Source organism: Bradyrhizobium sp. MV1.5, assembly GCF_055807615.1.
Genome location: NZ_JBVVPL010000026.1, coordinates 1 through 24,086 on the forward strand (window position 1 = coordinate 1; position 24,086 = coordinate 24,086).

General features: G+C 64.6%; 22 protein-coding genes. 9 read left to right on the top strand and 13 right to left on the bottom strand.

Going from position 1 to position 24,086, the window contains the following annotated elements:
* Window positions 1–262 precede the first annotated feature (262 nt).
* The 3 genes from AC0L2J_RS22755 (at window position 263) to radC (ending at window position 3,344) form a co-directional block, all read left to right on the top strand.
* The gene (locus AC0L2J_RS22755; protein WP_035973541.1) at window positions 263–1,579 is read left to right on the top strand and encodes a mechanosensitive ion channel family protein; all 1,317 of its coding nucleotides are present in this window, start codon (window positions 263–265) and stop codon (window positions 1,577–1,579) included.
* A 128-nt stretch (window positions 1,580–1,707) separates the two neighbouring features.
* A complete protein-coding gene (map, locus tag AC0L2J_RS22760; protein WP_007604952.1) occupies window positions 1,708–2,526 on the top strand; it encodes a type I methionyl aminopeptidase in 819 nt (272 codons plus the stop codon).
* A gap of 104 nt (window positions 2,527–2,630) precedes the next feature.
* On the top strand, window positions 2,631–3,344 hold the full coding sequence (gene radC / locus AC0L2J_RS22765) for a RadC family protein (RefSeq protein WP_473394575.1): 714 nt from the start codon (window positions 2,631–2,633) through the stop codon (window positions 3,342–3,344).
* Here radC and AC0L2J_RS22770 read toward each other — a convergent pair.
* Window positions 3,341–3,661 carry a glycine zipper domain-containing protein gene (locus AC0L2J_RS22770; RefSeq protein ID WP_007604950.1) on the bottom strand — a complete coding sequence of 107 codons (321 nt, stop codon included), beginning with the start codon at window positions 3,659–3,661 and terminating at the stop codon, window positions 3,341–3,343. The two genes, radC and AC0L2J_RS22770, sit on opposite strands and share 4 nt — an antisense overlap.
* Window positions 3,662–3,822: 161 nt before the next feature.
* Window positions 3,823–4,197 (bottom strand): hypothetical protein, encoded by a 375-nt coding sequence (locus AC0L2J_RS22775; RefSeq protein WP_007604949.1) that lies wholly within the window; start codon window positions 4,195–4,197, stop codon window positions 3,823–3,825.
* A 251-nt stretch (window positions 4,198–4,448) separates the two neighbouring features.
* Between AC0L2J_RS22775 and AC0L2J_RS22780 the strand changes: the two genes are divergently transcribed.
* Complete coding sequence (locus AC0L2J_RS22780) at window positions 4,449–5,837, top strand: peptidoglycan-binding protein (RefSeq protein ID WP_473394579.1); 1,389 nt, start codon at window positions 4,449–4,451, stop codon at window positions 5,835–5,837.
* 68 nt (window positions 5,838–5,905) lie between these two features.
* Here the strand turns inward: AC0L2J_RS22780 and AC0L2J_RS22785 are convergent, their stop codons facing one another.
* Genes AC0L2J_RS22785 through AC0L2J_RS22805 form a run of 5 tightly spaced genes read right to left on the bottom strand, consistent with a single transcriptional unit; the run spans window position 5,906 to window position 10,265 of the window.
* Window positions 5,906–6,598, bottom strand: a complete 693-nt coding sequence (locus AC0L2J_RS22785) for an AprI/Inh family metalloprotease inhibitor (RefSeq protein ID WP_007604946.1) — start codon at window positions 6,596–6,598, stop codon at window positions 5,906–5,908.
* Window positions 6,598–7,587 (bottom strand): 2-hydroxyacid dehydrogenase, encoded by a 990-nt coding sequence (locus AC0L2J_RS22790; protein ID WP_007604945.1) that lies wholly within the window; start codon window positions 7,585–7,587, stop codon window positions 6,598–6,600. Before AC0L2J_RS22790 ends, AC0L2J_RS22785 begins: the two co-directional genes overlap by 1 nt.
* A complete protein-coding gene (locus AC0L2J_RS22795; protein ID WP_473265078.1) occupies window positions 7,587–8,405 on the bottom strand; it encodes an ABC transporter permease in 819 nt (272 codons plus the stop codon). Before AC0L2J_RS22795 ends, AC0L2J_RS22790 begins: the two co-directional genes overlap by 1 nt.
* The gene (locus AC0L2J_RS22800) at window positions 8,402–9,232 is read right to left on the bottom strand and encodes an ABC transporter ATP-binding protein (protein ID WP_473248094.1); all 831 of its coding nucleotides are present in this window, start codon (window positions 9,230–9,232) and stop codon (window positions 8,402–8,404) included. Before AC0L2J_RS22800 ends, AC0L2J_RS22795 begins: the two co-directional genes overlap by 4 nt.
* Window positions 9,233–9,242: 10 nt before the next feature.
* Complete coding sequence (locus AC0L2J_RS22805) at window positions 9,243–10,265, bottom strand: ABC transporter substrate-binding protein (protein ID WP_473394583.1); 1,023 nt, start codon at window positions 10,263–10,265, stop codon at window positions 9,243–9,245.
* Window positions 10,266–10,403: 138 nt separating this feature from the next.
* Here AC0L2J_RS22805 and AC0L2J_RS22810 point away from each other — a divergent pair, with 138 nt between their 5' ends.
* The 3 genes from AC0L2J_RS22810 (at window position 10,404) to AC0L2J_RS22820 (ending at window position 13,972) form a co-directional block, all read left to right on the top strand.
* Entirely contained in the window at window positions 10,404–11,210 is an 807-nt protein-coding gene (locus AC0L2J_RS22810) for a creatininase family protein (protein WP_473248093.1), read from the top strand.
* A 139-nt stretch (window positions 11,211–11,349) separates the two neighbouring features.
* Complete coding sequence (locus AC0L2J_RS22815) at window positions 11,350–11,613, top strand: hypothetical protein (protein ID WP_007597808.1); 264 nt, start codon at window positions 11,350–11,352, stop codon at window positions 11,611–11,613.
* Between the two features lie 394 nt (window positions 11,614–12,007).
* Window positions 12,008–13,972, top strand: coding sequence for a carbohydrate porin (locus AC0L2J_RS22820; RefSeq protein WP_473394668.1), 1,965 nt, complete (start codon window positions 12,008–12,010; stop codon window positions 13,970–13,972).
* Window positions 13,973–13,993: 21 nt separating this feature from the next.
* On the opposite strand, the gene AC0L2J_RS22825 is transcribed toward AC0L2J_RS22820, so the two are convergent.
* On the bottom strand, window positions 13,994–16,069 hold the full coding sequence (locus tag AC0L2J_RS22825) for a methyl-accepting chemotaxis protein (RefSeq protein ID WP_473394585.1): 2,076 nt from the start codon (window positions 16,067–16,069) through the stop codon (window positions 13,994–13,996).
* A 241-nt stretch (window positions 16,070–16,310) separates the two neighbouring features.
* Between AC0L2J_RS22825 and AC0L2J_RS22830 the strand changes: the two genes are divergently transcribed.
* A complete protein-coding gene (locus AC0L2J_RS22830; protein ID WP_473394587.1) occupies window positions 16,311–17,606 on the top strand; it encodes a hemolysin family protein in 1,296 nt (431 codons plus the stop codon).
* Window positions 17,607–17,820: 214 nt separating this feature from the next.
* Here the strand turns inward: AC0L2J_RS22830 and AC0L2J_RS22835 are convergent, their stop codons facing one another.
* From AC0L2J_RS22835 to AC0L2J_RS22845, 3 genes are all read right to left on the bottom strand, one after another.
* Window positions 17,821–18,063 (bottom strand): PilZ domain-containing protein, encoded by a 243-nt coding sequence (locus AC0L2J_RS22835; RefSeq protein ID WP_473394590.1) that lies wholly within the window; start codon window positions 18,061–18,063, stop codon window positions 17,821–17,823.
* A 101-nt stretch (window positions 18,064–18,164) separates the two neighbouring features.
* The gene (locus AC0L2J_RS22840) at window positions 18,165–19,886 is read right to left on the bottom strand and encodes an FMN-binding glutamate synthase family protein (RefSeq protein WP_473394593.1); all 1,722 of its coding nucleotides are present in this window, start codon (window positions 19,884–19,886) and stop codon (window positions 18,165–18,167) included.
* A 298-nt stretch (window positions 19,887–20,184) separates the two neighbouring features.
* The gene (locus AC0L2J_RS22845) at window positions 20,185–20,958 is read right to left on the bottom strand and encodes a ferredoxin--NADP reductase (RefSeq protein ID WP_007597827.1); all 774 of its coding nucleotides are present in this window, start codon (window positions 20,956–20,958) and stop codon (window positions 20,185–20,187) included.
* A gap of 394 nt (window positions 20,959–21,352) precedes the next feature.
* On the opposite strand from AC0L2J_RS22845, the gene AC0L2J_RS22850 reads away from it, so the two are divergent.
* The gene (locus AC0L2J_RS22850) at window positions 21,353–22,156 is read left to right on the top strand and encodes an ATP-grasp domain-containing protein (protein ID WP_473394596.1); all 804 of its coding nucleotides are present in this window, start codon (window positions 21,353–21,355) and stop codon (window positions 22,154–22,156) included.
* Between the two features lie 21 nt (window positions 22,157–22,177).
* Here the strand turns inward: AC0L2J_RS22850 and AC0L2J_RS22855 are convergent, their stop codons facing one another.
* Window positions 22,178–23,026 carry an amidohydrolase family protein gene (locus tag AC0L2J_RS22855; RefSeq protein ID WP_473394599.1) on the bottom strand — a complete coding sequence of 283 codons (849 nt, stop codon included), beginning with the start codon at window positions 23,024–23,026 and terminating at the stop codon, window positions 22,178–22,180.
* Between the two features lie 3 nt (window positions 23,027–23,029).
* Window positions 23,030–24,007 (bottom strand): aldo/keto reductase, encoded by a 978-nt coding sequence (locus AC0L2J_RS22860; protein WP_473394602.1) that lies wholly within the window; start codon window positions 24,005–24,007, stop codon window positions 23,030–23,032.
* Window positions 24,008–24,086 lie beyond the last annotated feature (79 nt).

The following is a 24,086-nucleotide window of genomic DNA, read 5'->3' on the forward strand; positions in this document are numbered from 1 at the left end:
CCCCACCCTCTCCCCGCAAGCGGGGCGAGGTGAAGTGTGCCGCGACCAACAGATTTGCCCGTCTCGAAAACATGCGCTTCAGCATCCTTATCGTCGCTGCCCCTGCGCGCCAACCCATTTTCTCCCGCTCGCGGCAATCTGCCCGCGTTTTGCGGCCTTAACGCACTTCACTTGGCGGTGTATCGGTGGTCCGGCCGGGTCCTTTGTGGGATTCTCCGGCGCGCTCGAATCAACACCTCCCGCCCGCTTCCCGACGAGACCGATGGACATGGACCTCAAAGACTTCATGGAGTTCGTGCAGACCACCGCGCGCAGCGTCGGGGCCGAAATCTCCTCGCCCTGGTTCTACCTGCAATTCGGGCTCATTCTGGCCGCGGCCGGCATCGCCTATGCCACGGAAGCCGCCGTCCGCAGCCGCGTCGACATGACCTCGCTGGCGATGCGCTGGCCGCTGCCGCTCCGGCACTTCGCCCGGGTGATGGTCGCCAGCGCCTCGACGGCGGCGTTCACGCTGCTCGTGATCGTCTCCCGCGTGGTCATGTACCACGCGACCTGGCCGAGCCGCAGCTATCTCCTGATGGTCGCCGCCAAGCTGGGGTTGGCCTGGCTCGCGATCCGGCTCTTGACCTCGGTGCTGCGCAACGCCTTCATCGTCAAGCTGGTGTCGATCACAGCCTGGTTCGTCGCGGCGCTCTCGATCCTCGGCGAGCTCGATGCGACGGTCGACCTGCTCGACTCCTTCGCCATCGTGCTCGGCGGCCTGCGGCTGACGCCGCTGCTGGTGATCAAGGCCGGCGCGCTGCTGCTCATCGCGCTCTGGCTCACCAACATCGCCAGCAATTTCGCCGAGAGCCGGATCAACTCGACCACCGATCTGACGCCATCGGTACAGGTGCTGCTGGTCAAGATCATCCGCATCGGCCTGCTTGCGGTCGCGATCGTGATCGCGCTCGGCACGGTCGGCATCGATCTCTCGGCGCTCGCGGTGTTCTCCGGTGCGGTCGGCGTCGGCATCGGTATCGGCCTGCAGAAGATCGTCGCCAATTTCATCTCGGGCATCATCCTGCTCGCCGACAAATCGGTGAAGCCTGGCGATCTCGTCACCATCGGCGACAACACCGGGCGGATCAGCGCGATGAAGACGCGCTATATTTCCGTCGCCGCCGGCGACGGCCGCGAGTTCCTGGTGCCGAACGAGGATCTGGTGACGCAGAAGGTCGTCAACTGGACCTACACCGACAAGAACACGCTGGTGAAAATCGCCTTCGGCACCAATTACGACGCGGACCCGCGGCTGGTCTGCAAGCTCGCCGCCGAGACCGCGGCCGCTCATCCGCGCGCACAGAAGGGCAAGCCGCCAAATTGCATCCTGACGGAGTTCGCCGAAGCCGGGATGAAGTTCTCGCTGACCTTCTGGATCGCCGACCCCGACGGCATGGACAACGTCAAGAGCGACGTGATGCTGGCGCTGTGGGACGCCTTCAAGCGCGAGGGCATCCGGGTTCCCTATCCCGTGCGCGAAATCCGCGTCCGCGGCGGTGCCCTCCCGGTGGAAACCACCGTAGAAGTCCCGAATTGAGCCGGCTTTTCGGCGCATGCGCGCCAAGCTTGGCTTGCATGAAGGCTCGCGATCATTAAATTAGGGCCTTAAATCAGACCCTTGCGCCCACCTCGATACCGGCCCCGTGCCGAGAAGACCGCATCCGCATGAGCTACGTCGAAGCTACTGATACCTCGCTGCGCAAGACCGGGCAGATCAAGCTGCATGGGCCAAGCGCCTTTGCCGGCATGCGCAAGGCGGGAGCGCTGGTGGCGAAGTGCCTCGACGAGCTCACCGACATCGTCGGGCCGGGCGTTCCGACCGAGCGCATCGACCAGTTCGTCCGCGACTTCGCCTTCAGCAACAATGCCTATCCGGCGACGCTGATGTATCGCGGCTACCGCTATTCGACCTGTACCTCGCTCAACCACGTGGTCTGCCACGGCATGCCCGGCGACCGTCCGCTGAAAGAGGGCGACATCGTCAACATCGACGTCACCTTCATCGTCGACGGCTGGTACGGCGATTCCAGCCGGATGTATGCGGTCGGCCCGATCGCCCGCAAGGCCGAGCGGCTGATCGAGGTGACCTATGAGGCGATGATGCGCGGCATCGCCGCGGTGAAACCCGGCGCCACCACCGGCGACATCGGCCACGCCATCCAGAGCTTCGTCGAGCCGCAGGCCATGAGCGTGGTGCGCGATTTCTGCGGCCATGGCCTCGGGCGCATGTTCCACGACGAGCCGAACATCATCCATATCGGCCGGCCCGGCGAAGGCGTGCAGCTCAAGCCCGGCATGTTCTTCACCATCGAGCCGATGATCAATCTCGGCAAGCCGCATGTGAAGATCCTGTCCGACGGCTGGACCGCCGTGACCCGCGACCGCTCGCTGTCGGCGCAGTTCGAGCATTCGGTCGGCGTCACCGCCACCGGCGTCGAGATCTTCACACTGTCGGAGCGGCACGGCGAGAAGCAGATCGGGTGATGGCGGCTGACGGCTGGCCTTCGGGTCGCCCGCTGGCGTGAACCGGATTTACCGCCGCAATTGACGGTTGCAAAAACGATTGCCCGCGGCAATGCTGGCGGCCGATGCCCGCCAAGACCGACCACGACAAGAGCAAGCCCGAAGAAGCGCCGCACTATCTCGGCCATCGCGAACGGCTGCGCGAGCGCTTCTACAGCGCGGGTGCGGACGCGCTCAGCGATTACGAGCTGCTGGAGATGGCGCTGTTTGCGGCGCTGCCGCGGCGTGACACCAAGCCGCTGGCGAAGTCGCTGATCAAGACCTTCGGCTCGTTTGCCGAGGTCGTGCATGCGCCGGTGGCGCGCCTGCGCGAGGTGGACGGCATCGGGGAATCCGCGATCCACCAGCTCAAGCTGATCGCGGCGGCGTCGCATCGCGTCGCCAAGGGCGGGGTCAACAGCCGCAACGCGCTGTCGTCCTGGAACGAGGTGATCGACTATTGCCGCACCAGCATGGCGTTTGCCGAGAAAGAGCAGTTTCGCCTGCTGTTTCTCGACAAGCGCAACCAGCTCATCGCCGACGAGGTGCAGCAGACCGGCACCGTCGATCACACCCCGGTCTATCCGCGCGAGGTGATCAAGCGCGCGCTGGAATTGTCCGCGACCGCGCTGATCCTGGTGCACAACCACCCCTCAGGCGATCCCTCGCCGTCACAGGCCGACATCCAGATGACCAAGGCGATCATCGACATCGCAAAGCCGCTCGGCATTTCGGTGCACGACCACATCATCGTCGGCAAGAGCGGCCATGCGAGCCTGCGCGGGATGCGGTTGATTTAGTAGCAGTATCGCGGGTCGACCGGGACATAGGAGCCGTCCCGGCGCTGCATGTAGCAGCCGCGCTGATAGGCGTAATAGCCAGAGCGGCGGCGTTCGCCCTCGGAGGCGATCGCAGCCCCCGTACCGGCACCGACGACGGCGCCGATGGCAGCGCCGCGGCCTCCGCCGATGGCGCCACCCACGATCGCTCCGCCGACGCCGCCGAGGATGGCACCGCCAATTGCGTCCTGCGCCGCCGCCTCATGAGCCGGCATCGCCATCACGACTGTCAGACATGCCGCGATAGCGAAACTTCCAATGCGAAGACCTCGAAGCATGCTCGCCCTCCCCTGTGGTCAGACAAGTGATAGCGCCGCCGCCGGATTCGGACCAGAAGAATCACCACGCCGGGACCCGGCACTTCTCGCGATGGCGTCGGAGGCTCGGCCGGAAGGCGGCTCAGGCCATGGCGCGCGCGCCGCGGGCCAGCCGATTCATCTCAAGCATCGATCCAGCGCTGCACCGCCTCGGCAGTGTCGGCCGGCGTGGTGTTGAAGCAGATCGCGGCGTCAGGCGCCAGGCGGTGGACGAGATTGAGCACCTTCTCGAACAGCAGCAGGCGCTCCCTAGGCTCGCGCAGGCCCGCGCCGATCACGATGCAGTCGAAATTCTCCTCGCGCAACGCTGCCGTCACGGCGGCTTCCGCCGCGGCATCGAGATCGATCAGGCAACTCGTGACCTCGTAACCGAGATCGCGCAGGCGCAGCAGCTGCGCATCGATATAGTCGCGCACGAGCGCCGGCGTGAGCTGCGGGAATGCGCTGTAATCCGCGTTGCCGGGTTCGATGCCGATCGCGAGGACGCGCGTGGTCATGCTGAGCTCCTTGCCGGACTGCCTCGCGTCGCTAACCGAGCAGCGGCCCTCTCGGTTCCCTCACCGGCGGCCGCCCTAATCCCGGTCCTGTCGCTCATTTTCCCGGCGAGGTTGTAACCCACTTCACACGCGGCGGCGCGGCGGCCTGCCAGACTTGCGGGAGATCACGCTGGCCTCGCGCCCTGATCACGGCACTGGTCCATTTCGACTGACGCGCAGTTGCGAAAATCCATTCATTGCGGGAGCGGAAAATGATTTCATTCGAGAGTCTGAAAAGCGAATACGAGGGCAATTGGTCCAATCTCGAGATCCGGCCTTCACGCCTCTCCGACGCGAACGCGGTCGCGCGCAAGGCCATCAACGGCAAGGCGACCTATCAGCAGATCGAACGGCTGACCGGCGTCCCCTGGTATTTCGCTGCCCTCTGCCACTACCGCGAGTCCAATTTCGATTTCGACACCTACCTCGGCAACGGCGAAACGCTTCATCGCGCCACGACCATCGTTCCGAAAGGGCGCGGCCCGTTTGCCACGTTCGTGGACGGCGCCGTGGACGCCTTCAGAATCGAGAATTTCGTCGGCGCTCACGATTGGGGGATCGCGCGGATTCTGTTCCGGCTCGAAGCGTTCAACGGCTTCGGCTATCACGCCAAGGGCTGCAATTCGCCCTATCTCTATGGCGGTTCGACGCTGTATGGCCCGCCCGAGGCAAGGGCTGGCAAATTCGTCCGCGATCATGTGTTCGATTCGAACCACGTCGATTCCCAGCTGGGCACCGCGGTGATCCTGCATGCCATGATGTCGCTGGATTCCTCGATCACCCTCGACGGCAGCCCGCAATTCGCCAGCCGCGCGGAGCCGGAGGACGACGCGGCGTCGACGATCGTTCTCATGCAGCAGGCGCTCAACAAGCTCGGCGCCAATCCGCCGCTCGCCGAGGACGGCATCAGCGGACCAAAGACCAGAACCGCGGTCTCGCAGTTTCAGCAGCAGAACGGCCTGAGGGATACCGGACTTCTCGACGGCGCCACGGTCGCCGCCCTCACGCGCGCTGTGCAGTCGGGCCCCACCGGATCGAGCGGCGATGTGTCCAGAATCATGAAGCGGCTGGAGGATCTCGCGCAATTGCTGCGGCCACCGGTCGGCGCCGTGATCCCGGCAACGACGACATCGGGCAATACGCTGCCCGCCACCAATGATCCGATCAGCCTGTTCGAACGGCTCTTCTCCCTCGTCAACAAGACCGCCCCCATGCCAGGACCCCTCACCCCGACCAGCCCCGCTCCCGTCGATCAATTGAAGCAGGTCGTCGACCTGCTCGGCACCTTGCTCAACCGGGACGGCAAGCCCGTCCTCGGCCAGGTCAATGGCGCGCTCGGCGATACCATCGGCAAGATGCTCGACGGCAAGAAGACTGCGCTCGGCATCGGCGGCTCGCTGATCACGGCGCTGCTCTCGTCAGTGACCGCGAGCCCCAACGCAGGAGGACTTGCCGGGTTGCTCGGGACTCTCGTGTCGGCGGTGCCGGGCCTCGGCCAGTTCGCGATGCCGATCTCGCTGGCGCTCACGGCCTGGGGCGTGCTCGGCAAGATGGAGAAGTGGGCCCAAGGCACCGCGCCGCCGCCCAGGCCGACGACCTAGCCTGAGGTCATCCTTCGAGACGCCCGCCTATGGCGGGCCCTCAGGATGAGGTCGGGTTGTCGCGGCGCCTACTGACGCAGCATGATCAGAGGATCGGCGGTATCGGGCACGCGGCGCCATTGCGCGTTGTCGTCGGCCTCGAACTGCCAGGCCTCACCGGCCTTCGACAGCAGGATAATCTGGCCGCGGTCGAGCCGCCATTGCGTCGGGTTGAACTGCGCGATGGCCGCATCGCATTTCGGCTTGAGGAAGACCTGGAAATTGTCCGGCCCGGCTTCCGTGTTGGTCAGCGTCAGCCCGCAGACAGGCTGGCCGTTGCCGCGCACGATCGACCAGTCGCCGATCATCTGGTCCATCGACTTCGCCATCGAGCGGGCGGCGGCGAGGTCTTGCAGGATGTAGACGCCCTCGCCTTGGCGCAGGCCCTCGAAGATGCCGGCCTCGACCTCGGTGAAGTCGATCACGGCTTCACCGCTCGCATCCTGCAGGCGGACGATGTCGAGACCCCTGACGCTCCAGGCGACGATGTCCTTGGTGAAAGGCAGCGCGGCCTTGCAGGCCGGCTCCAGTTCGAGCTTGAAGCCTTGAGCAGCAGTGTCGGCCTTGAGCGTGACGACGCAGGTCTTGCTGCGCTCGGTGGTCGAGAGCTCCCACTGCCCGGGCATTTCCTTCTTCAGGGTCGTCGTATCCTGCGCCAACGCGATGCCGATCGCGGCCAAGTAGGCCGCGACGGCGAATGCAACGACCCGAAGAGCTCTCATCAGCGCCCCTTGAAAGGCGTTTCCGCAACCGGCGTCAACGGCGCCTTGCCTGAGAACCAGGACTTAAGATTGTCCACCACGAGCTGGTCCATCGCGTTGCGCGTCACCACCGAGGCCGAGCCGATATGCGGCAGCAGCACCACGTTCTGCATGGTCTTGAGCTCGTCCGGCACATTCGGCTCGGCCGCGAACACGTCGAGACCGGCGGCAAGGATGGTGCCGGACTTGAGCGCCTGGACCAGCGCAGGTTCGTCGATCACCGAGCCGCGCGCGACGTTGACCAGCACACCGCGCGGGCCGAGCGCCTTCAGCACTTCGGCGTTGATCATCTTGTTGGTCGAGGCGCCACCGGGCACGATCACCATCAGCGTGTCCACGGCCTTCGCCATCTCGATCAGGTCGGGGTAATGTTTGTAGGAGACGTCCTTGGACGGATTGCGGGTGTGATAGACCACCGGCACCAGCGAGGCATCGAGCCGGCGCGCGATCGCCTGTCCGATCCGGCCCATGCCGACGATGCCGACCTTGCGATCGCGCAGCGAGCCGACGCTGAGCGGATAGTTCTGGGTCTGCCAGAGACCGGAGCGCACATAACGGTCGGCCTTGATGAACTCACGCACCGTGGAGATCAGAAGCCCCATCGCGACGTCGGCGACCTCCTCGGTCAGCACGTCGGGCGTATTGGTGACGATGATGTTGTGCTCGGCGGCGTATTTCGCGTCGACGTGGTCGTAGCCGACGCCGAAGCTCGCCACCATCTCGATCTTCGGCAGCTGCGACAGCGAATCCCTGTCGGCGCGCACGGTGTGATAGGTCACCGCCACGCCGCGGATCTTTTCGCGGATCGCCGGCGTCAGCCGCTCGAGATCGCCCCGCGTCTCTGCCTTGTGCACGACGAAATGATCGGAAAACCCGTTCTCGAGGATCGGCCGGACCGGCCCATAAATCAGAAGGTCGATCTTTTCGGACGAAATCGAACCGGTGGTCATCAGTTGTCCTTTCCAAGCGCGCTCTCGTGCCAGCGCCGTAAAACGAGGTGGGAAACTAGCGCCAGCACCCCATAGATGACAATCCCGGCCAGCGACAACAGCAGCAGCGCTGCGAACATGCGGGGTATGTTCAAGCGGTAGCCGGATTCTGCGATCCTGTAGGCGAGCCCGGAGCCGGCGCCGGCCGTTCCCGCCGCGATCTCGGCCACGACCGCGCCGATCAGCGACAGGCCGCCGGCAATGCGCAGGCCGCCGAGAATATAGGGCAGCGCCGCCGGCAGTTTGAGAAAGCGCAGAGTCTGCTGCGGCGAGGCGCCATAGAGCTGGAACAGGCCGGCGAGGTTGCGATCGACCGAATTGAGCCCGAGCGTGGTGTTCGACAGCACCGGGAAAAAGGCGACGATGAAGGCGCAGACCACGACCGCGGTCTGTTGCTCCAGATAGATCAGCAGCAGCGGCGCGATCGCGATGACCGGCGTGACCTGAAGCACCACGGCATAGGGGAACAGCGATGCTTCTACCCATTTGGACTGATTGAACAGCAGCGCCAGCGCGATGCCGCCGATGCTGGCCGCGACAAAACCTTCAAGCGTGGTCAGCAGCGTCGCGGCGAGCGACTGTGACAGCACCGCCCAATCCTTGATCAGTGTCACGAATATGACGGAGGGCGCCGGCAGCACGTAAGGCGGGATGTCCTTGATGCGGACCACGAGCTCCCAGGCGAGCAGGCCCGCCGCGAACACGATGACGGGCAGCACGAAGCGCACCGCGCGTTGCGCGCCGGACGGCTTCGCAGTGACGGAAGCTTGCGCGTTCATAGCGTCGACTGCCCTGCATAGGACGGCGCTAGCGCCGCCGACACTTTGCGGCAATAATCGGAATAGGCGACTGAAGTGCGAAACTCCTCGCCACGCGGCTCGACCGTCTCGATGCGGAAGTCGGCCTGGATGCGGCCCGGCCGCGCCGTCATGACCACCACGCGCTGCGACAGATAGACGGATTCGAACACCGAATGCGTGACGAAGATGACGGTCTTGCCAAGCCTGCGCCACAGCGCGAGCAAATCGTCGTTGAGGCGGAAGCGCGTGATTTCGTCGAGCGCGGCGAACGGCTCATCCATCAGGAGGATGTCAGGGTCGGTGACGAGCGCGCGCGCCAGCGACACCCGCATCTTCATGCCGCCGGAGAGCTCGCGGGGAAAGGCGTCGACGAAATCGGCAAGCCCGACGCTGGCCAGCGCCTCGTCGGCACGCGCGCGCGCTTCCGCCTTAGGAACGCCTGCGAGCTTCAGCGGCAATCGCACGTTCTCGCGTACGCTGGTCCAGGGCATCAGGGTCGGTTCCTGGAACACGAAGCCGATGCCATGACCTGGCTGAACTTGACCTGGCTGCGCATCACCCACGCGACGCGCCAGCCTCACGATACCGGATGACGGCGCGCTGAGCTCCGCGATCAGCCGCAGCGCCGTCGACTTGCCGCAACCTGACGGACCCAGCAGCGAGATGAACTCGCCCTTGCGCACCGCAAGATCGAGCGGGCCGAGCGCCAGCACGCCGTTGTCATAGGTCTTCGTCACGCCGCGCAGGCTGACAGCCAGGGCCGTCAGGCCGGTCTCGGCCCCCGCCGACGTTTGGACTGATGACATCGGCCTTGCGCTACGGCTTGCTCGGGCGCAGCTCGGCGCCGACGCCCTTGTTGACGAAGCGCAGCGTATAGGATTTGCGGAAATCGAGGTCCGCCTTCACCACGCCTGCCTTCACCATCTTGTTGAAGAAGGAGGTGTAGCGCTCGTCGCTCATCGCACCGATGCCGTTCTTCAGCGAATCGCCGGAATCAACGATGCCGTATTCCTTCATCTTGGCGACGGAATAGGCGAGCAGCTCGTCGGTCATCTCCGGATTGAGCTTCTTGATCATGGCGTTGCCGGCGGAATTGTCGCGGTAGATGTAATTGTACCAACCGACCATGGAGGCATCGACAAAGCGCTGCACCAGGTCGGGTTTCTTCTCGACCACGTCGCGGCGGCTCTCGATCAGGGTCGAATAGGTGTTGAAGCCGTAATCGGCGAGCAGCAACACGTCGGGCTTGAAGCCGGCGGCCTTCTCGACCGCGAAGGGCTCGGAGGTGACGTAACCCTGCATCGCGCTCTTGGGATTGGCAATGAAGGGCTGCGGATTGAAATTATAGGGGCGAACGTTCTTCTCGCTGAAACCGTATTCGGATTTGAGCCACTGGAAATAGCTGGTCATGCCCTCCTTGGAGACGAACAGCGTCAGCGGCTTGAGGTCCTCGATCTTGGCGACCTTGGCATCGGGCTGCGTCAGCATCACCTGCGGATCCTTCTGGAACACCGCGGCGATGGTGACGACCGGGACGTTGTTGGCGACCGCGTCGAACGACATCAGCGTGTTCGCGGCCATGAAGAAATCGATCTTGCCGGCGATCAGCAGCATCCGGTTGTTCTCATTGGGCCCGCCGGGGACGATGGTGACGTCCAGCCCGTATTTCTTGTAGGTGCCGTCGGCGACGGCCTGGAAAAAGCCGCCGTGCTCGGCCTCGGCGACCCAATTGGTGCCGAAGGTGACCTTGTCCAGCGTCTCGGCGCGCGCCGGGGCCACCGAGACGAAAGCGGCCATCAGGCCCGCCGTTAAGGCTCGCCGCAGATGAGAGGGGCTCATGGTGGGACTCCGTCGATCGCTTCTAGCCGATGTCCAAGCAACGCGATAAAACCGCAAGACATTCAGGGACGCGAGCCGGCCTGGCCCGCGTCCCCTGATACCCCAAATTACGCGACAAATTCGGGCAAAGAAACCTTGATGACGCCTTCCCGCGACTGGACCGAGATCCGCTGGGCCGATACCAGCCCCGCCGAGGTTTCGCGCTGGATCGCGGTGCTGCCGCTGGCGGCGACCGAGCAGCACGGCCCGCATCTGCCGCTCGAGACCGACGTGCTGATCGCGGGCGCCTATCTCGCGCGGGTGCGCGAGCTCCTGCCCGACAGCGCTCCGGCCACTTTCCTGCCCGTTGAACCGATCGGGATTTCCACCGAGCATATCGACTATCCCGGCACGCAGACGCTGCCGACTGACATCGCGTTGAAAAAATGGACCGCGATTGGCGACGACGTCGCGCGGCGCGGATTGAAGAAGCTCGTCATCATCACCAGCCATGGCGGCAACAGCGCGGCCATGATGCTGATCGCACAGGATTTGCGCGCGCATCAGAAGCTGTTCGTGGTGACGACGTCGTGGTCGCGGCTGTCGGGCGCGGACAAGCTGTTCCCGGCCGACGAAGTGCGTCACGGCATCCACGGCGGCGCGATCGAAACCTCGATCATGCTGGCGCGCTATCCCGATCGGGTGCGCGGTGATGCGATCGCGGATTTTCCCGCGAGCAGCATCGCGATGGAGCAGCAATATCGCTGGCTGTCGACGCAGCGACCCGCACCATTCGCCTGGCAGGCGCAGGATCTCAACCCCAGCGGCGCTATCGGCAATGCGACGCTGGCCGTGGCCGCGAAGGGCGAGCAACTGATCGACCAGGGCGCCCGCACTTTTTGCGAGCTGCTTGCCGAGGTTGATAACTTCGACGTGAACAGGCTCGCCACAGGCCCGCTCGGCTAGCGCTCATCCTCCTGGAATCATTCGGAAAAGATCCATACTCGACCTCCGCTTTTGCCGGATTCGAACCGGACGCGCGGAGCCTCCGTCCAACTCGGTACGCGGGCCACAACGGACCGCCTCAACCCGGATGGAGTTTCACATGTCGATCAAGACCAAGATTTTCGCAGTTGCCCTCACCGCGCTCACCCTGACCGGCAGCGTCGTGGCCACCACCTCGCAGGCGCAAGCCAAGCCGCTCGGCTGGGGCGTCGGCGTCGGCCTGGGCATCGCCACTGCCGCCGTCGTCGGCTCCGCGATCGCCGCCAGCAACGACCCCTATTACAACGGCTATCACCGCTGCGGCTGGGCCGCCCAGTACAACGCCTTTGGCCAGTACGTCGGCCGCGTTCGTACCTGCTTCTGATTTGAGTCCCTGAGGCCGATCTCACGTGGATCCTGCGTCCGACACGGGCGCCTCATCCACCCCGTGTCGTGCCCCCGACCCCGCCCGGCTGTCCCCCCGGGCGGGGTCAACCGTTTTGGGACCTTGGAATTTGTTGCAGTCCCGTCACATCGCGATGCGAACCATCCCCTGCGGCAATCTGCACTAGTTGCTATTGCGAATTAATCGCAATAAGGTTCGCAACGGGCCCAGGAACTTGGGAGGAAGTCGCGCCGAATCGGGATCATCTGGTCCGATCCGGAGCGCCTAAGCCTGATGACAGGGTCGCCGCGAATCGGCAGGGATAGTGCGGCGAGTGGACACATTCGCGTTGGGGGCGTGCGTTTTGACGTTGAGAGCTCACCTTTACAGGTATTTGCGAACGGCCGCGGCGATTGCCTCGGGCGTACTGGCTTTTCCCGCCGCCAGCCGCGCGGCCGATCTGCCGCTGAAGGCACCGGCCTTGAAGGCGGTCTATGACTGGACGGGCCTCTATATCGGTGCGCATGCCGGTTTCACCCGCGGCACGTCCTCGGCCACGCTGACCGATCCCACGGTCGCGACCGACAATCATGTCTTCACCGGCGCGACCGGCGGCGTGCAGGCCGGCTACAACTGGCGCCTCAATTCGGGCTTCCTGCTCGGCGTCGAAGGCGACATCTCCTTTCCCAACTATCTGCCCTCCAACCATGTGGTGTCGTCGGCGGCGACCGCCCTGTCGAGCGCGGAGGAACGTTGGGACTATGTCGCGAGCCTGCGCGCGCGGGTCGGTTACACCACGGGCGCCTTCATGTTCTACGCGACCGGCGGCGCCGCTTTTGCCGGCGAGCGCTTTCTCTCGACACCTGCAGGCGGCACTGAGGAGAAGGTGTTGAACACGCGGTTCGGCTGGACCGCCGGCGGCGGCGTCGAATATGCCTTCGCGCCGCACTGGAGCGCTCGGCTGGAATATCTCTACAGCAAATTCGAGAACGCCCACGTCACCTTCCCCTCCGGCGCGCAATATTCGTCCTCGATGGATTTCCAGAGCCTGCGGATCGGCCTCAATCGCAAGATCGACTGGCCGGGCCTGCCGACCTACAACCCGAAGTCGGATGTGACGGACACCGAATCCAGCCGCTGGGAGATTCACGGCCAGTCGACCGTGCTCGGGCAGGGCTACCCCGCGTTCCGCGCCCCCTATACCGGCCCGAACAGCCTGCTCCCGTCGCCGGATTTCCAGCAGACCTGGAGCAACTCGCTCTATCTGAATGCGCGGCTGTGGGATGGCGGCGAGGTCTATTTCAATCCCGAGCTGCTGCAGGGCTTTGGCTTCAACAACACGACGGGCGCTGCCGGCTTTCCCAACGGCGAGGCGCAGAAGTCCGGCTTCCCCTATCCGCACTTCAACGCCTCGCGGCTGTTCGTGCGCCACACCTTTGGCTTCGGCGGCGAGCAAGAAGAGCTCACCAGCGGCCCATTCCAGCTGGCCGGCAAGGCCGATATCTCACGCCTGATCCTGCAGATCGGCAAGCTCTCCGTGGTCGACGTGTTCGACGGCAATTCCTACGCGCACGACCCGCGCAAGGATTTCATGAACTGGTCGATCTGGGCATCCGGCGCCTTCGACTACGCCGCCGACAAGCTCGGCCTCGGCTATGGCGCAACGGCCGAATTGAATCAGAAGCAATGGGCGCTACGCGCCGGCTATTTCCTGATCGACGCGCAGTCCAACTCGAACAATTTCGACATGAATATCGGCCGCCGCGGCGAATATGTCGTCGAGCTCGAGACGCGCTATTCGCTGTTCGGTCAGCCCGGCAAGCTGCGCACACTCGGCTTCGTCAACAGCGCCTATTCCGGCAGCTATCGCGAGACGCTGGACAATCCGCTGCTCAATCTCGACATCAGCCAGACCCGCCGCGGCCGCCTCAAATACGGCTACGCTTTGAACGTCGAACAGGCGATCACCGACGACGTCGGCGTGTTCGGCCGCTGGAGCTGGAACGATGGCCGCAACGAGATCATGGCCTTCACCGACATCGACCGCAGCCTGTCCGGCGGTGTCTCGGTCAAGGGAGCGAAATGGGGCCGGCCCGACGACGTCGTCGCCATTGCCGGCGCGATCAACGGCCTCTCGCAGGACCATCGCGACTTCATCGCCGCCGGCGGTCTCGGTCCGCTGATCGGCGACGGTCAGCTCAACTACCGCAGGGAACGCGTGCTGGAGACCTATTACGCCTACGCGCTGAACAAGGCCCTGACCTTCACCGCGGATTACCAGCTCATCGTCAATCCCGCCTACAACGCCGATCGCGGCCCGGTGTCGGTATTCTCAGGACGGTTGCACGGAGAGTTCTGAGCGCTCCCCGCGGCGCGTTTTCTAGGCCGCACGGATCGCGTCCAGGAACTTCCCGACCTCGACCTTGAGGCGGCTGCTCTCGCCGGACAGCGACTTCGCTGACGCGAGCACGGTGGAGGAGGCCGATCCGGTCTGGCTCGCGCCGCGCTGCACGTCGACGATGCTGGCGGAGACCTGTTGGGTGCCGCGCGCCGCCTGCTGCACGTTGCGGGAAATCTCCCGCGTCGCCGCGCCCTGCTCCTCGACCGCGGAGGCGATCGCCGATGCGATCTCGGACATGCGGGTGATGGTGTCGCTGATCGACTTGATGGCGCCAACGGAATCCTCCGTCGCGCTCTGGATTCCCGTGATCTGCTGGCTGATCTCGCCGGTGGCCTTGGCGGTCTGCTCGGCGAGCGCCTTGACCTCGGAGGCGACCACGGCGAAGCCGCGTCCGGCCTCGCCGGCGCGCGCCGCCTCGATCGTGGCATTGAGCGCCAGAAGATTGGTCTGGCCCGCGATCTGGCTGATGAGTTCGACGACGTCGCCGATCCGGCCGGCAGCCTTGGCGAGTTCGCCGACATAGTCGTTGGTCCGCGCAGCCTGCTGCACCGCTTCGCTGGCCACCCGCGCGGAGTCCTGGACCTGCCGGCCGATCTCGTCGACCGAGGACGCCATTTCCTCCGCGGCCGCGGCAACGGTCTGCACGTTGCTGGAGGCCTGCTCGGAGGCGGCCGCGACGGTTGCGGTGACCTTTTCCGATTGATCGGCGGTGCTCGTCAGCGTTCCCGCCGACACTTCCAGCTCCGACGATGCCGACGAGACGGTGTTGATGACCTCGCCGATCAACGCTTCGAAATCGCGCGCGATCTGGTCCATGCGCTGGCTGCGCCGGAGTTTCGCCTCGGCTTCCACCGCGGCGGCCTCGTCGGCGGCCTTCTTGGCCGAGAGCGAATCCTTGAAGTGCTGGAGCGAGCCCGCCACCTGGCTGATCTCGTCATTGCGGCCCGTCACTGGAATCTCGACCTCGTGCTGTCCGGCGGCGAGCGTTGCGATCACGTCTGCGAGCCGGCTGAGCGGCGACACCACGCGCCGGCGCAGCATCATGGTCACGCCACCGAGTGTGCCCAGCAGCGCCAGCACCGCCACGCCCGCGAGCGCGAGCATCGCCAGCGCGCCGTCGCGCGCGGCCGAGGCGCGCTCGGCAGCTTCCGCGAGCGCGGCATCGCGCACGCCGTAGAACATCTGGATGGCGGGTACAATGACTGTGGCCAGCTCTTCGGCGTTGATGCCGTACTTGCCGTCGCCACGTGCCGCAGGCATCTCCTTGTCCACGGCAGCGGCTGCTTTCCCAAAATAAGAATCGATCGCCGCTTTCAGCGCGGTGGCGATGCGAGGCGGGCTTCCGAGCTGGTCGATGCCGGCCTCGATGCGCTCGCGGTCCGCCTCGACACGCCCCTGCATGCGATCCATCAGCGAGAATTCGGCTGCCGTGAGCGGTCGGCGTGCGCTCAGCGCCGGCGACAGCGTAGCGGCGCGGCTGCCGGCCGAGACGCGCAGATCCTGCGCCGTTCGCGCCAGGCTCAACAGTGCCGCAAGCGAGGAATCGGCATTGATGACCTTCGCTTCGAGCCGGTTCATGATCGGCTCGATATTGCCGATGACCTCTGCAACGCCCGGTAGGAAGCCCTTGACCACAGCGCTGTCGCGCGCCGCCAGGGGCACGCTCATCGCGCGGTCTGCAGCGGTGTAGATATCCTTGAGCCGCCGGGCGGTACGGTCCAGGTTTTCGATCATCGGTCCGGAATCATCCAGCACAAGGATGGCGCGCCTTGCCCCCTCGAATGCGGCATCGGCCGCTTTCGCGGCTTTCGCGGCGCCGTCGATCTGGGCCTGCGTCGCAGAATTCTCCTGGAAGATCGGGGAAATGTAGGGGGCACGAAGGCCGGCAACGTGCTGACTGACCATCAAGGTCGCACCAAAGGCGTCGACTGTCTTGATCGCGTCGGAGCGGTTCGTGAAGATGCGCGCCTGGGGTATGAGCACCTCGGCGCCAAGGATGACTGCAAACACCGTCACCGTCAGCATCGACAGCGCAAAAAGTTTCCCGATCCGCATTCTGATCCCCCGAATACATTCCTGCAAATGTCGAGAACCTAGCTGGTGCCCGCTAAGAGCCCGTTAAGCAACGGCATGCCCGTAGTTCCGCGGGGTATGGGCTTCGAGCACCTTCCGGGACGGCGTCGCCGAGGTTCCCTCGCGGTGACGGATGCGACAGAATCGTCGGCATTTCGTCCTCGAATACCTATATCAAGGCCTGTGCCGCCATCCGGCCACACTCCCTTACCTCGGAACATCAATGCTCTCCGCCGAACTCGCCATCGTCGTCGTCCTGATCGTCATCAACGGCTTGCTCTCCATGTCCGAGCTGGCCGTGGTCTCGTCACGCCCGGCCCGGCTGTCGATGCTCGCCGCCAAGGGCGTCCGCGGCGCCGAGCGGGCGCTGACGCTCGCAGCCGATCCCGGCAAATTCCTCTCGACGGTGCAGATCGGGATCACGCTGGTCGGCGTCCTCTCCGGCGCGTTCTCGGGCGCGACGCTCGGACAGCGGCTGACGCAATGGCTGCTCGAGCTCGGCCTGTCCGCAGGAATTGCCGACATCGTCGGCGTGGGCCTGGTTGTCACGCTCATCACCTACGCCACCCTGATCGTCGGCGAACTGGTGCCCAAGCAGGTGGCGCTGCGCGATCCCGAAAGCATCGCGGTCAGGGTTGCACCCGCGATGCACGTGCTTGCGAAGGTCTCGCTGCCGCTGGTCTTCCTGCTCGATCTCTCCGGCAAGCTGATGCTCACGCTGCTCGGCCATGGCGGCAAGTCCGAAGAGAAGGTCTCGGAAGACGAGATCCATCATCTCGTCAGCGAAGCCGAAAGCGCGGGCGTGCTCGAGTCAGGTGAAAAGGAGATGATCGCGGGCGTGATGCGGCTCGGCGACCGGCCGGTCGGCGCGATCATGACGCCGCGCACGGAGGTCAACGAGATCGACCTGAACGATACGCCGGAGAGCATTCAAGCGACCATCGCCAAGAGTCCGCATTCGCGCTTTCCCGTGTCCGACGGCGACCGCGACAAGCCGATTGGCGTGCTCCAGGCCAAGGACCTGCTGGTCGCCTTCATGAACGAGCGCACGCCGGATTTGCGCGTGCTGGTTCGCGAGGCGCCCGGCATTCCCGCGTCGGCGGATGCCCGCGACGTGCTGGCGATCCTGAAGGCTGCGCCGGTGCATGTCGGCCTCGTCTATGACGAATACGGCGCCTTCGAAGGCATCGTGACGACGGCTGACATCCTGGAATCGATCGTCGGCGCCTTCCATTCCGAGGAAGGCCCGCCGGAACCGGCCTACGTCAGGCGCGCGGACGATTCGCTGCTGGTCTCAGGCTGGATGCCGGTCGACGAATTCGGCGAGCTGCTCGGCATCGAACTGCCGCCGCACCGCTACAACACCGTCGCCGGCCTCGTGCTGCAACAGTTCAACGTGCTGCCTGATGTCGGCGACGCCTTCGACTTCGGCGACTGGCACATCGAGGTGGTCGATCTCGACGGACGGAGGATCGACAAGATTCTCGCGAGCCGGCGGAGCGAAGTAGAGACGGGGTGAGCCACTCTCGTCGTCCCGGACAAGCGCAGCGAAGCGGAGCGCAGATCCGGGACCCATAGCCACAGGATTGAGTTTGGCGAAGACTGGTAGTTGCGCGGTACTGCCGTCTGCGCATGATCGACAGATCACGCGGTATGGGTCCCGGATCTGCGCTGGCGCTTGTCCGGGACGACGGCGGAGTTTGTGGTTAGAGCTTGCGCCAAACTCAAGCCCCTCACCCGAACCTCACCCCGATCCGCTTTTCCTTGCGCCAGATCACGGTGCAGCCGAGATGTGTTCCGTCGGCCTGGACCAACAGGCTGAAATGGTCGGGGATGCCGACGGGACTGCTGACGTCGAGCGCGGCGCCGGTATCGGACAGGTTGCGGATGGTGCAGTCGATCGCGCCGCCGCCGCCGAACTCGATCGTCCCGGCCTTCAGCACGCGATGCCTTGCCCTGTCGCGCCGCTCGTCCATGGCGACAATCTACACCCAAAGTTGAACAAAACGTTAAACGCAGCCCATTTCGCGATGCCTTTACGCACGGGGGCCTGCGGCCTTGCAAGTGGACCGGCGTCCTACAGCGCCGGCTGGAACGTCTCCGTCCGCGCCATCCGCCAGGCGTCGCGGAAGCGCGGGTCTTCGGTGCCTTCGAGCAGCTCGCCCGGACGCAGCGACGGATAAAGCTGCGCGAAGGATTTCACGTCCGTCGTCGAGGTGCGCTGGGAGAAGTGGATCGGGCGCAGCTGCTGCGGATGCTCGAGACCGGCCGCGGCGATCAGCTCGGTCAGCGAGTGCAGCGTCGCCAAGTGATAATTGTGCACGCGGTCGATCTTGAGCGGCACGTAGAGCGCGCGCGCCCGCGTCGGGTCCTGCGTCGCGACGCCGGTCGGGCAGCGGTCGGTGTGGCAGCTCAGCGACTGGATACAGCCGAGCGAGAACATGAAGCCGCGTGCCGAATTGCAGTAGTCCGCGCCGATCGACATGGCGCGTGCCATGTCGAACGCGGTCGCGATCTTGCCGGAGGCGCCGATCTTGATGCGGTCGCGCGCGTTGATGCCGATCAGCGCGTTGTGGACGAAACTGACGCCCTCCCGCATCGGCATGCCCAGATGGTCCATGAACTCCAGTGGCGCGGCACCGGTGCCGCCCTCGTTGCCGTCGACGACGATGAAATCGGGATAGATGCCGGTCTCGATCATCGCCTTGCAGATCGCCAAAAATTCCCAGGGATGGCCGATGCACAGCTTGAAGCCGGTCGGCTTGCCGCCGGAGAGCTTTCGCATCTCGCCGATGAACTGCATCATGCCTGTTGGCGTCGAGAAGGCGCGATGCGAGGCCGGCGAGATGCAATCCTCGCCCATGGCGACCCCGCGGATCTTGGAGATCTCCTCCGAGACTTTCGCCGCCGGCAGCACGCCGCCATGACCGGGCTTGGCGCCCTGGCTGATCTTGAGCTCGACCATCTTGATCTGGTCCTGGCTCGCGACGCGCGCGAAGGCTTCGGGATCGAAGGTGCCGTCGAGATGGCGGCAACCGAAATAGCCCGAGCCGATCTCCCAGATGATGTCGCCGCCCATCTCCGCGTGATAGGGGCTGAAGCCGCCCTCGCCGGTGTCGTGCGCGAAGCCGCCCTTCTTGGCGCCGGCATTCAGCGCGCGCACGGCGTTCGGGCTGAGCGCGCCAAAACTCATGGCGGAAATGTTGAACACCGAAGCCGAATACGGCTTGGCGCAATCCGGTCCGCCGATGGTGACGCGGAATTTCTCCTCGGCATGTGTCTTCGGCGAGACCGAGTGATGCATCCACTCATAACCCTGGCGGTAGACGTCCTCCTGGGTGCCGAACGGACGCTTGTCGAGCTGCATCTTGGCGCGCTGATAGACCACCGCACGGATGTCGCGCGAGAACGGCATGCCGTCCTTCTCGCTCTCGAAGAAGTACTGCCGCATCTCCGGGCGTATCTCTTCGAGCAAAAAACGGATATGCGCCGAGATCGGGTAGTTGCGGAGAACGGCATGACCCTTCTGCATGAGGTCGCGGACGCCAAGAGCCGTCAACGCGCCGAAGATCAGGATCGGGATCAGCAGGATGTCGAAGATCTTGCGGTCGGCGATGCCGATGCCGATCAGAAGCGCGGTGACCACCGCGCAGATCGTCAGGACGATGAAGCGCGGGGAGAATGGCAGCAGCAGGGTTTCCATGATCCCCTCTTCCGCCAGCGGCAGCCGTTTGGACGATAAGTTGGACGATAAGTTGGACGATTCCTGCGTCTTATTCACGTCGGCCACGATTCCCATCCTCTCGCCAGCATGAGGCGGTACGATACGCCCGCGCCTGTCATACGGATATGACGCGGCGGTTGTTTCACGCTAGCGAATTCGGCGGGGACAAATCAATCAGCCCGATGGGCGGGCTGCTGCGGTGCAGCAGAGGGCGGGCATTAACCGGTCGAGGCGCTTTACGCACAGCCGTCGTCCTGGCGAAAGTGATGCCCCCCTAAGGGGGCGGATTCGAGGACTGACAACGAGCAGCCTTCGCCAAACTTCATTCGGCGGGTATGGGTCCTGGCTTTCGCCAGGACGACGTCGAGAGGGCCTACCGCTCGACGAACGCCTTTTCGATCACGAAATGGCCGGGCTTGTTGCCGGAGCCCTCGACAAAGTCGCGGCCCTCGAACATCAGTTTCAGCTCCTCGAGCATCGCCGGGCTGCCGCACATCATGATGCGGTCGGTCGCGATGTCGAGCGGCCCCTGGCCGATGTCGTTGAAGATCTGCTCGGAGCTGATGAGGTCGGTGATGCGGCCGCGGTTCTTGAACGGCTCGCGGGTCACGGTCGGGTAGTAGATGAGCTTGTCCGCGAGCAACTCCCCGAACAGTTCGTCCTCGCGAAGACCGGCGACGAGCTTCTCGCCATAGGCGAGCTCGGAGACCTGACGGCACCCATGCACCAGCACGATGCTGTCGAATTGGTCGTAAACCTCGGGGTCCTTGATCAGGCTGGCGAAGGGCGCCAGGCCCGTGCCGGTCGAGAGCAGCATCAGCCGCTTGCCGGGAATGAGGTTGTCGGTGATCAGCGTGCCGGTCGCCTTGCGGCCGACCAGGATGGTGTCGCCTTCCTTGATCTTCTGGAGACGCGACGTCAGCGGGCCGTCCTGAACCTTGATCGAGAAGAACTCGAGCTCTTCCTCGTGATTGGCGCTCGCCATGCTGTAGGCGCGGAGCAGCGGGCGGCCCTCAACCTCGAGGCCGATCATCGCGAACTGGCCGTTCTGGAAGCGGAAGCCGGAATCGCGGGTGGCGCGAAAGCTGAACAGGGTGTCGGTCCAGTGCTGGACGGAAAGAACCTTCTCTCGGTAAAACGCGCTCATGACTTTCGATATTCCGAATAATTGCGGGTTTAGGGCAAAAGCGCTGCCCGGCCCCTGAAAGCGGGGCGGACACCATTGCCATGGCGGAGGATTTCGCGAGTGTGATCTACGCCATTGAGACCAATAATCAACCTCGTTCCGGATGCAATTGATGCCGGTCAAACCGGCATTTGCGGCGGAAATGGTCGCATCATTAATGGATCTGCTGTCCGGCGCATGCGGAGGGCAATTTCTTTTCCCTCCGAGGCTCGAATACAGCACTTAATTTCCGTAGCGCTCGCGAGAATTTCATTAAGAATAGCTCTGACTTTCACCCCCGTTTGGCGCCGTTTCCCGGATTTTGCGGCTTTTGGCGCCAAGATCGACTGGAACTGGCGACCGGCGACAGAGACACATGGCGAGCGGCGAGCGGATCTTCGTCCAGGCGATCAAGCGCTATTGCGCAACCCATGGCATTGCGCTCGATGTCCGTGCCGATGGCTGGCTGCTTGCGATGCGCCGGGGCGAGCAACGTCGCTTCGCGTTCGGCTACGACATCGGCCTCAACAGCGCCATCGCGCACCGCCTGGCCAACGACAAATCGGCCACCGCCGAAGTGCTCGCGCTCGAGGGCGTGCCCTGCATTCCCCATCGCCTCTTCCTCAATCCCAAACTGGGCGAGAAAGTTGTCGGCGTCGCCTGGCGAGAGGCAATGCTGGCACTGCTTCACGACAATCCGCAAGGCGTGGTGGTGAAGCCGAACGAGGGGACGTCGGGACGATCCGTTTTCAGGGTAACGACGGAAACAGAGCTCGATCATGCGCTTGGCGAAGCCTTTTCGATGAGCGCCGGACTCGTGATCTCACCCTATGTCGTGATCGAGGACGAAGTTCGCGTGGTCCTGCTCGATGATGTGCCACTCGTCGTCTACAGCAAGCAGCGTGGCTCGGATTGGCGGCATAATCTCGATGCGGGCGCAAAGCCCGTGCTGATGCAGGACGGCAATCTTCGCACAGCCTGCGCAAAGCTCGCCATCGACGCCGCCAATGCCATCGGCATCACCTTCGCCTCGGTCGATCTCGTGCACGTCGACGGCGTCTGGCGTGTGCTCGAGATCAATTCCGGCGTGATGATGGAGACGCTGGCGAAGCTGCATCCGGAGCTGGTGCGGACGACGTACGATGCGGCGCTGGATCTGGTGTTTGGGGACAAACACTGAAGCGACACGCGCGCTGCGGCTTCAACTCACCGCCAGCCGATACGCGGCCTTCGCATTCACGCCGAACGCCTTCTCCCGCACCTGCGGCCCGAGCTTCGTCAGGCAGGCCTCCAGCGCGCCCTTGATCTCACCATAGCTGCCCGCGAGCAAACATACCGGCCAGTCCGAGCCGAAGATCAGGCGATCTTCGCCAAAACATGTCGCGGCGTGCGCGACGAACGGAAACAGCCGCTCCGCATTCCAGTCGCTCCAAACCGCTTCCGTCGCCAGCCCCGAGACCTTGCACCAGACATTGCCGCAGGCCGCGAGTGCCGCGATGCCATTGGACCATACAGTGCTTCCGCCATCGGCGATCGGCGGCTTGGCTGCGTGGTCGAGCACGAAGCGCGCCTGCGGGAAGGCCTGTGCGGTTGCGATCGCGGCCGGCAGCTCGCGGGTGCGGACCAGGAAATCGTAGGCGAGATCATGCGCGAACACGGCCGTGAGGCCGCGCTGAACGTCCTCGCGCAACAGCCAATCCGGGTCGGCGTCGTCATGGACCTGATGGCGGATGCCGACCAGCTTGTCGCCGCCGGGCGAAGCACGCAGCCGGTCCAGCGTCTCGCCGAGTGCAGCGTCGGTCAGATCAGCCCAGCCGACGACGCCGATCACCGAGGGCGTCGCATGCGCGATCCGCAGGAATTCCTCGGTCTCCGCCAGCTCGGAGCGGCACTGCACCAGGATGCTCGCGTCGATGCCGTTCGCCTTCAAGAGCGGCGCGAGATCGGCCGGACCGAAGGCACGCCGGATCGGCGTGAGCTCAGGCGCGTCCATCCAGGGATAGTCGGCGCGCGCGGGATCCCAGAAATGCTGGTGAGCGTCGATGATCATGCCCTACGCTCCGCCGGGCAATGGAGCGCGGGCATCGACGAGTTTTCGCGCACGCAGCTCCTGCCAGAACGCCGCCGGCACCACCATCTCCGACATCGCGATGTTGTCGGCAATTTCCGCGGCATTGCGTGCGCCCATCACGGCGACCGTGACCGCCGCATGGGCCATGCAGAAATGCAGCGCCGCGGCTTTCAGCTCGGTGCCGTGCTTGCGGCAAAGCTCGTCGAGCGCGAGCGCGCGGGCGACGAGTGCCGCATCGGCGTCCTGATAGTTGAACTTAGCGCCCGTGTGCGGATTGGCCAGGATGCCGCTGTTGTAGATGCCGCCGAGCAGGATGCCGATGTTCTTCGCGGCGCAGACCGGGAACAGCGCATCCAGCGCGCCCTGATCGAGCAACGTGTAGCGGCCGGCGAGCAGGAAGCAGTCGACCGGAACGGTCTCTGCGAACCGGACCAGCATGTCCGACTGGTTCATGCCGGCACCGATCGCCTTGACGGTGCCCTCACTGCGCAGGCGCTGGAGCGCGCGGAAGGCGCCGGCGACGGCGTCGTCGTAGTGGTCGTCGGGATCATGCACGAGCAGGACATCGATGCGGTCGAGCCCAAGCCGCGCCAGGCTTTCATCCACCGACCGCATCACGCCGTCATGACTGAAATCGAACACCGGCCGCTCCCGCGACGTGCCCTTGTAATGCTCGTCCTCGGCGGCGGCGCCATCGGGCGCACGCAGCAGACGACCGACCTTGGTCGAGATGGCGTAGGAGTCACGGGGCTGTTGCCGCAGGAATGCGCCGAGGCGTCGCTCCGCGAGGCCAAAGCCGTAGAGCGGCGCGGTATCGAAGAAGCGGATTCCGAGCGACCAGGCGCGGGCGATGGTCGCCTCCGCATCGGCATCGCTGACGGGGGTGAACAATCCGCCGAGCGGCGCGGAACCGAGGCCGAGCGAGGTGACATCGAGAGAGCCGAGCCGCGACCTTTTCATTCCCATTGCCTCGTCAGTCTTCCCCAACAGCAAAACCATCTCTCCCGCTTGCGAAAACCGCAAGCGGGAGAGGCACGCG

What these genes read in the sequence shown, in the direction of transcription:
- AC0L2J_RS22755 (WP_035973541.1), top strand. Translation starts at nt 263, where the DNA reads ATGGACATGGACCTCAAAGACTTCATGGAGTTCGTGCAGACCACCGCG.
- map (WP_007604952.1), top strand. Translation starts at nt 1,708, where the DNA reads ATGAGCTACGTCGAAGCTACTGATACCTCGCTGCGCAAGACCGGGCAG.
- radC (WP_473394575.1), top strand. Translation starts at nt 2,631, where the DNA reads ATGCCCGCCAAGACCGACCACGACAAGAGCAAGCCCGAAGAAGCGCCG.
- AC0L2J_RS22770 (WP_007604950.1), bottom strand. Translation starts at nt 3,661, where the DNA reads ATGCTTCGAGGTCTTCGCATTGGAAGTTTCGCTATCGCGGCATGTCTG.
- AC0L2J_RS22775 (WP_007604949.1), bottom strand. Translation starts at nt 4,197, where the DNA reads ATGACCACGCGCGTCCTCGCGATCGGCATCGAACCCGGCAACGCGGAT.
- AC0L2J_RS22780 (WP_473394579.1), top strand. Translation starts at nt 4,449, where the DNA reads ATGATTTCATTCGAGAGTCTGAAAAGCGAATACGAGGGCAATTGGTCC.
- AC0L2J_RS22785 (WP_007604946.1), bottom strand. Translation starts at nt 6,598, where the DNA reads ATGAGAGCTCTTCGGGTCGTTGCATTCGCCGTCGCGGCCTACTTGGCC.
- AC0L2J_RS22790 (WP_007604945.1), bottom strand. Translation starts at nt 7,587, where the DNA reads ATGACCACCGGTTCGATTTCGTCCGAAAAGATCGACCTTCTGATTTAT.
- AC0L2J_RS22795 (WP_473265078.1), bottom strand. Translation starts at nt 8,405, where the DNA reads ATGAACGCGCAAGCTTCCGTCACTGCGAAGCCGTCCGGCGCGCAACGC.
- AC0L2J_RS22800 (WP_473248094.1), bottom strand. Translation starts at nt 9,232, where the DNA reads ATGTCATCAGTCCAAACGTCGGCGGGGGCCGAGACCGGCCTGACGGCC.
- AC0L2J_RS22805 (WP_473394583.1), bottom strand. Translation starts at nt 10,265, where the DNA reads ATGAGCCCCTCTCATCTGCGGCGAGCCTTAACGGCGGGCCTGATGGCC.
- AC0L2J_RS22810 (WP_473248093.1), top strand. Translation starts at nt 10,404, where the DNA reads ATGACGCCTTCCCGCGACTGGACCGAGATCCGCTGGGCCGATACCAGC.
- AC0L2J_RS22815 (WP_007597808.1), top strand. Translation starts at nt 11,350, where the DNA reads ATGTCGATCAAGACCAAGATTTTCGCAGTTGCCCTCACCGCGCTCACC.
- AC0L2J_RS22825 (WP_473394585.1), bottom strand. Translation starts at nt 16,069, where the DNA reads ATGCGGATCGGGAAACTTTTTGCGCTGTCGATGCTGACGGTGACGGTG.
- AC0L2J_RS22830 (WP_473394587.1), top strand. Translation starts at nt 16,311, where the DNA reads ATGCTCTCCGCCGAACTCGCCATCGTCGTCGTCCTGATCGTCATCAAC.
- AC0L2J_RS22835 (WP_473394590.1), bottom strand. Translation starts at nt 18,063, where the DNA reads ATGGACGAGCGGCGCGACAGGGCAAGGCATCGCGTGCTGAAGGCCGGG.
- AC0L2J_RS22840 (WP_473394593.1), bottom strand. Translation starts at nt 19,886, where the DNA reads ATGGGAATCGTGGCCGACGTGAATAAGACGCAGGAATCGTCCAACTTA.
- AC0L2J_RS22845 (WP_007597827.1), bottom strand. Translation starts at nt 20,958, where the DNA reads ATGAGCGCGTTTTACCGAGAGAAGGTTCTTTCCGTCCAGCACTGGACC.
- AC0L2J_RS22850 (WP_473394596.1), top strand. Translation starts at nt 21,353, where the DNA reads ATGGCGAGCGGCGAGCGGATCTTCGTCCAGGCGATCAAGCGCTATTGC.
- AC0L2J_RS22855 (WP_473394599.1), bottom strand. Translation starts at nt 23,026, where the DNA reads ATGATCATCGACGCTCACCAGCATTTCTGGGATCCCGCGCGCGCCGAC.
- AC0L2J_RS22860 (WP_473394602.1), bottom strand. Translation starts at nt 24,007, where the DNA reads ATGAAAAGGTCGCGGCTCGGCTCTCTCGATGTCACCTCGCTCGGCCTC.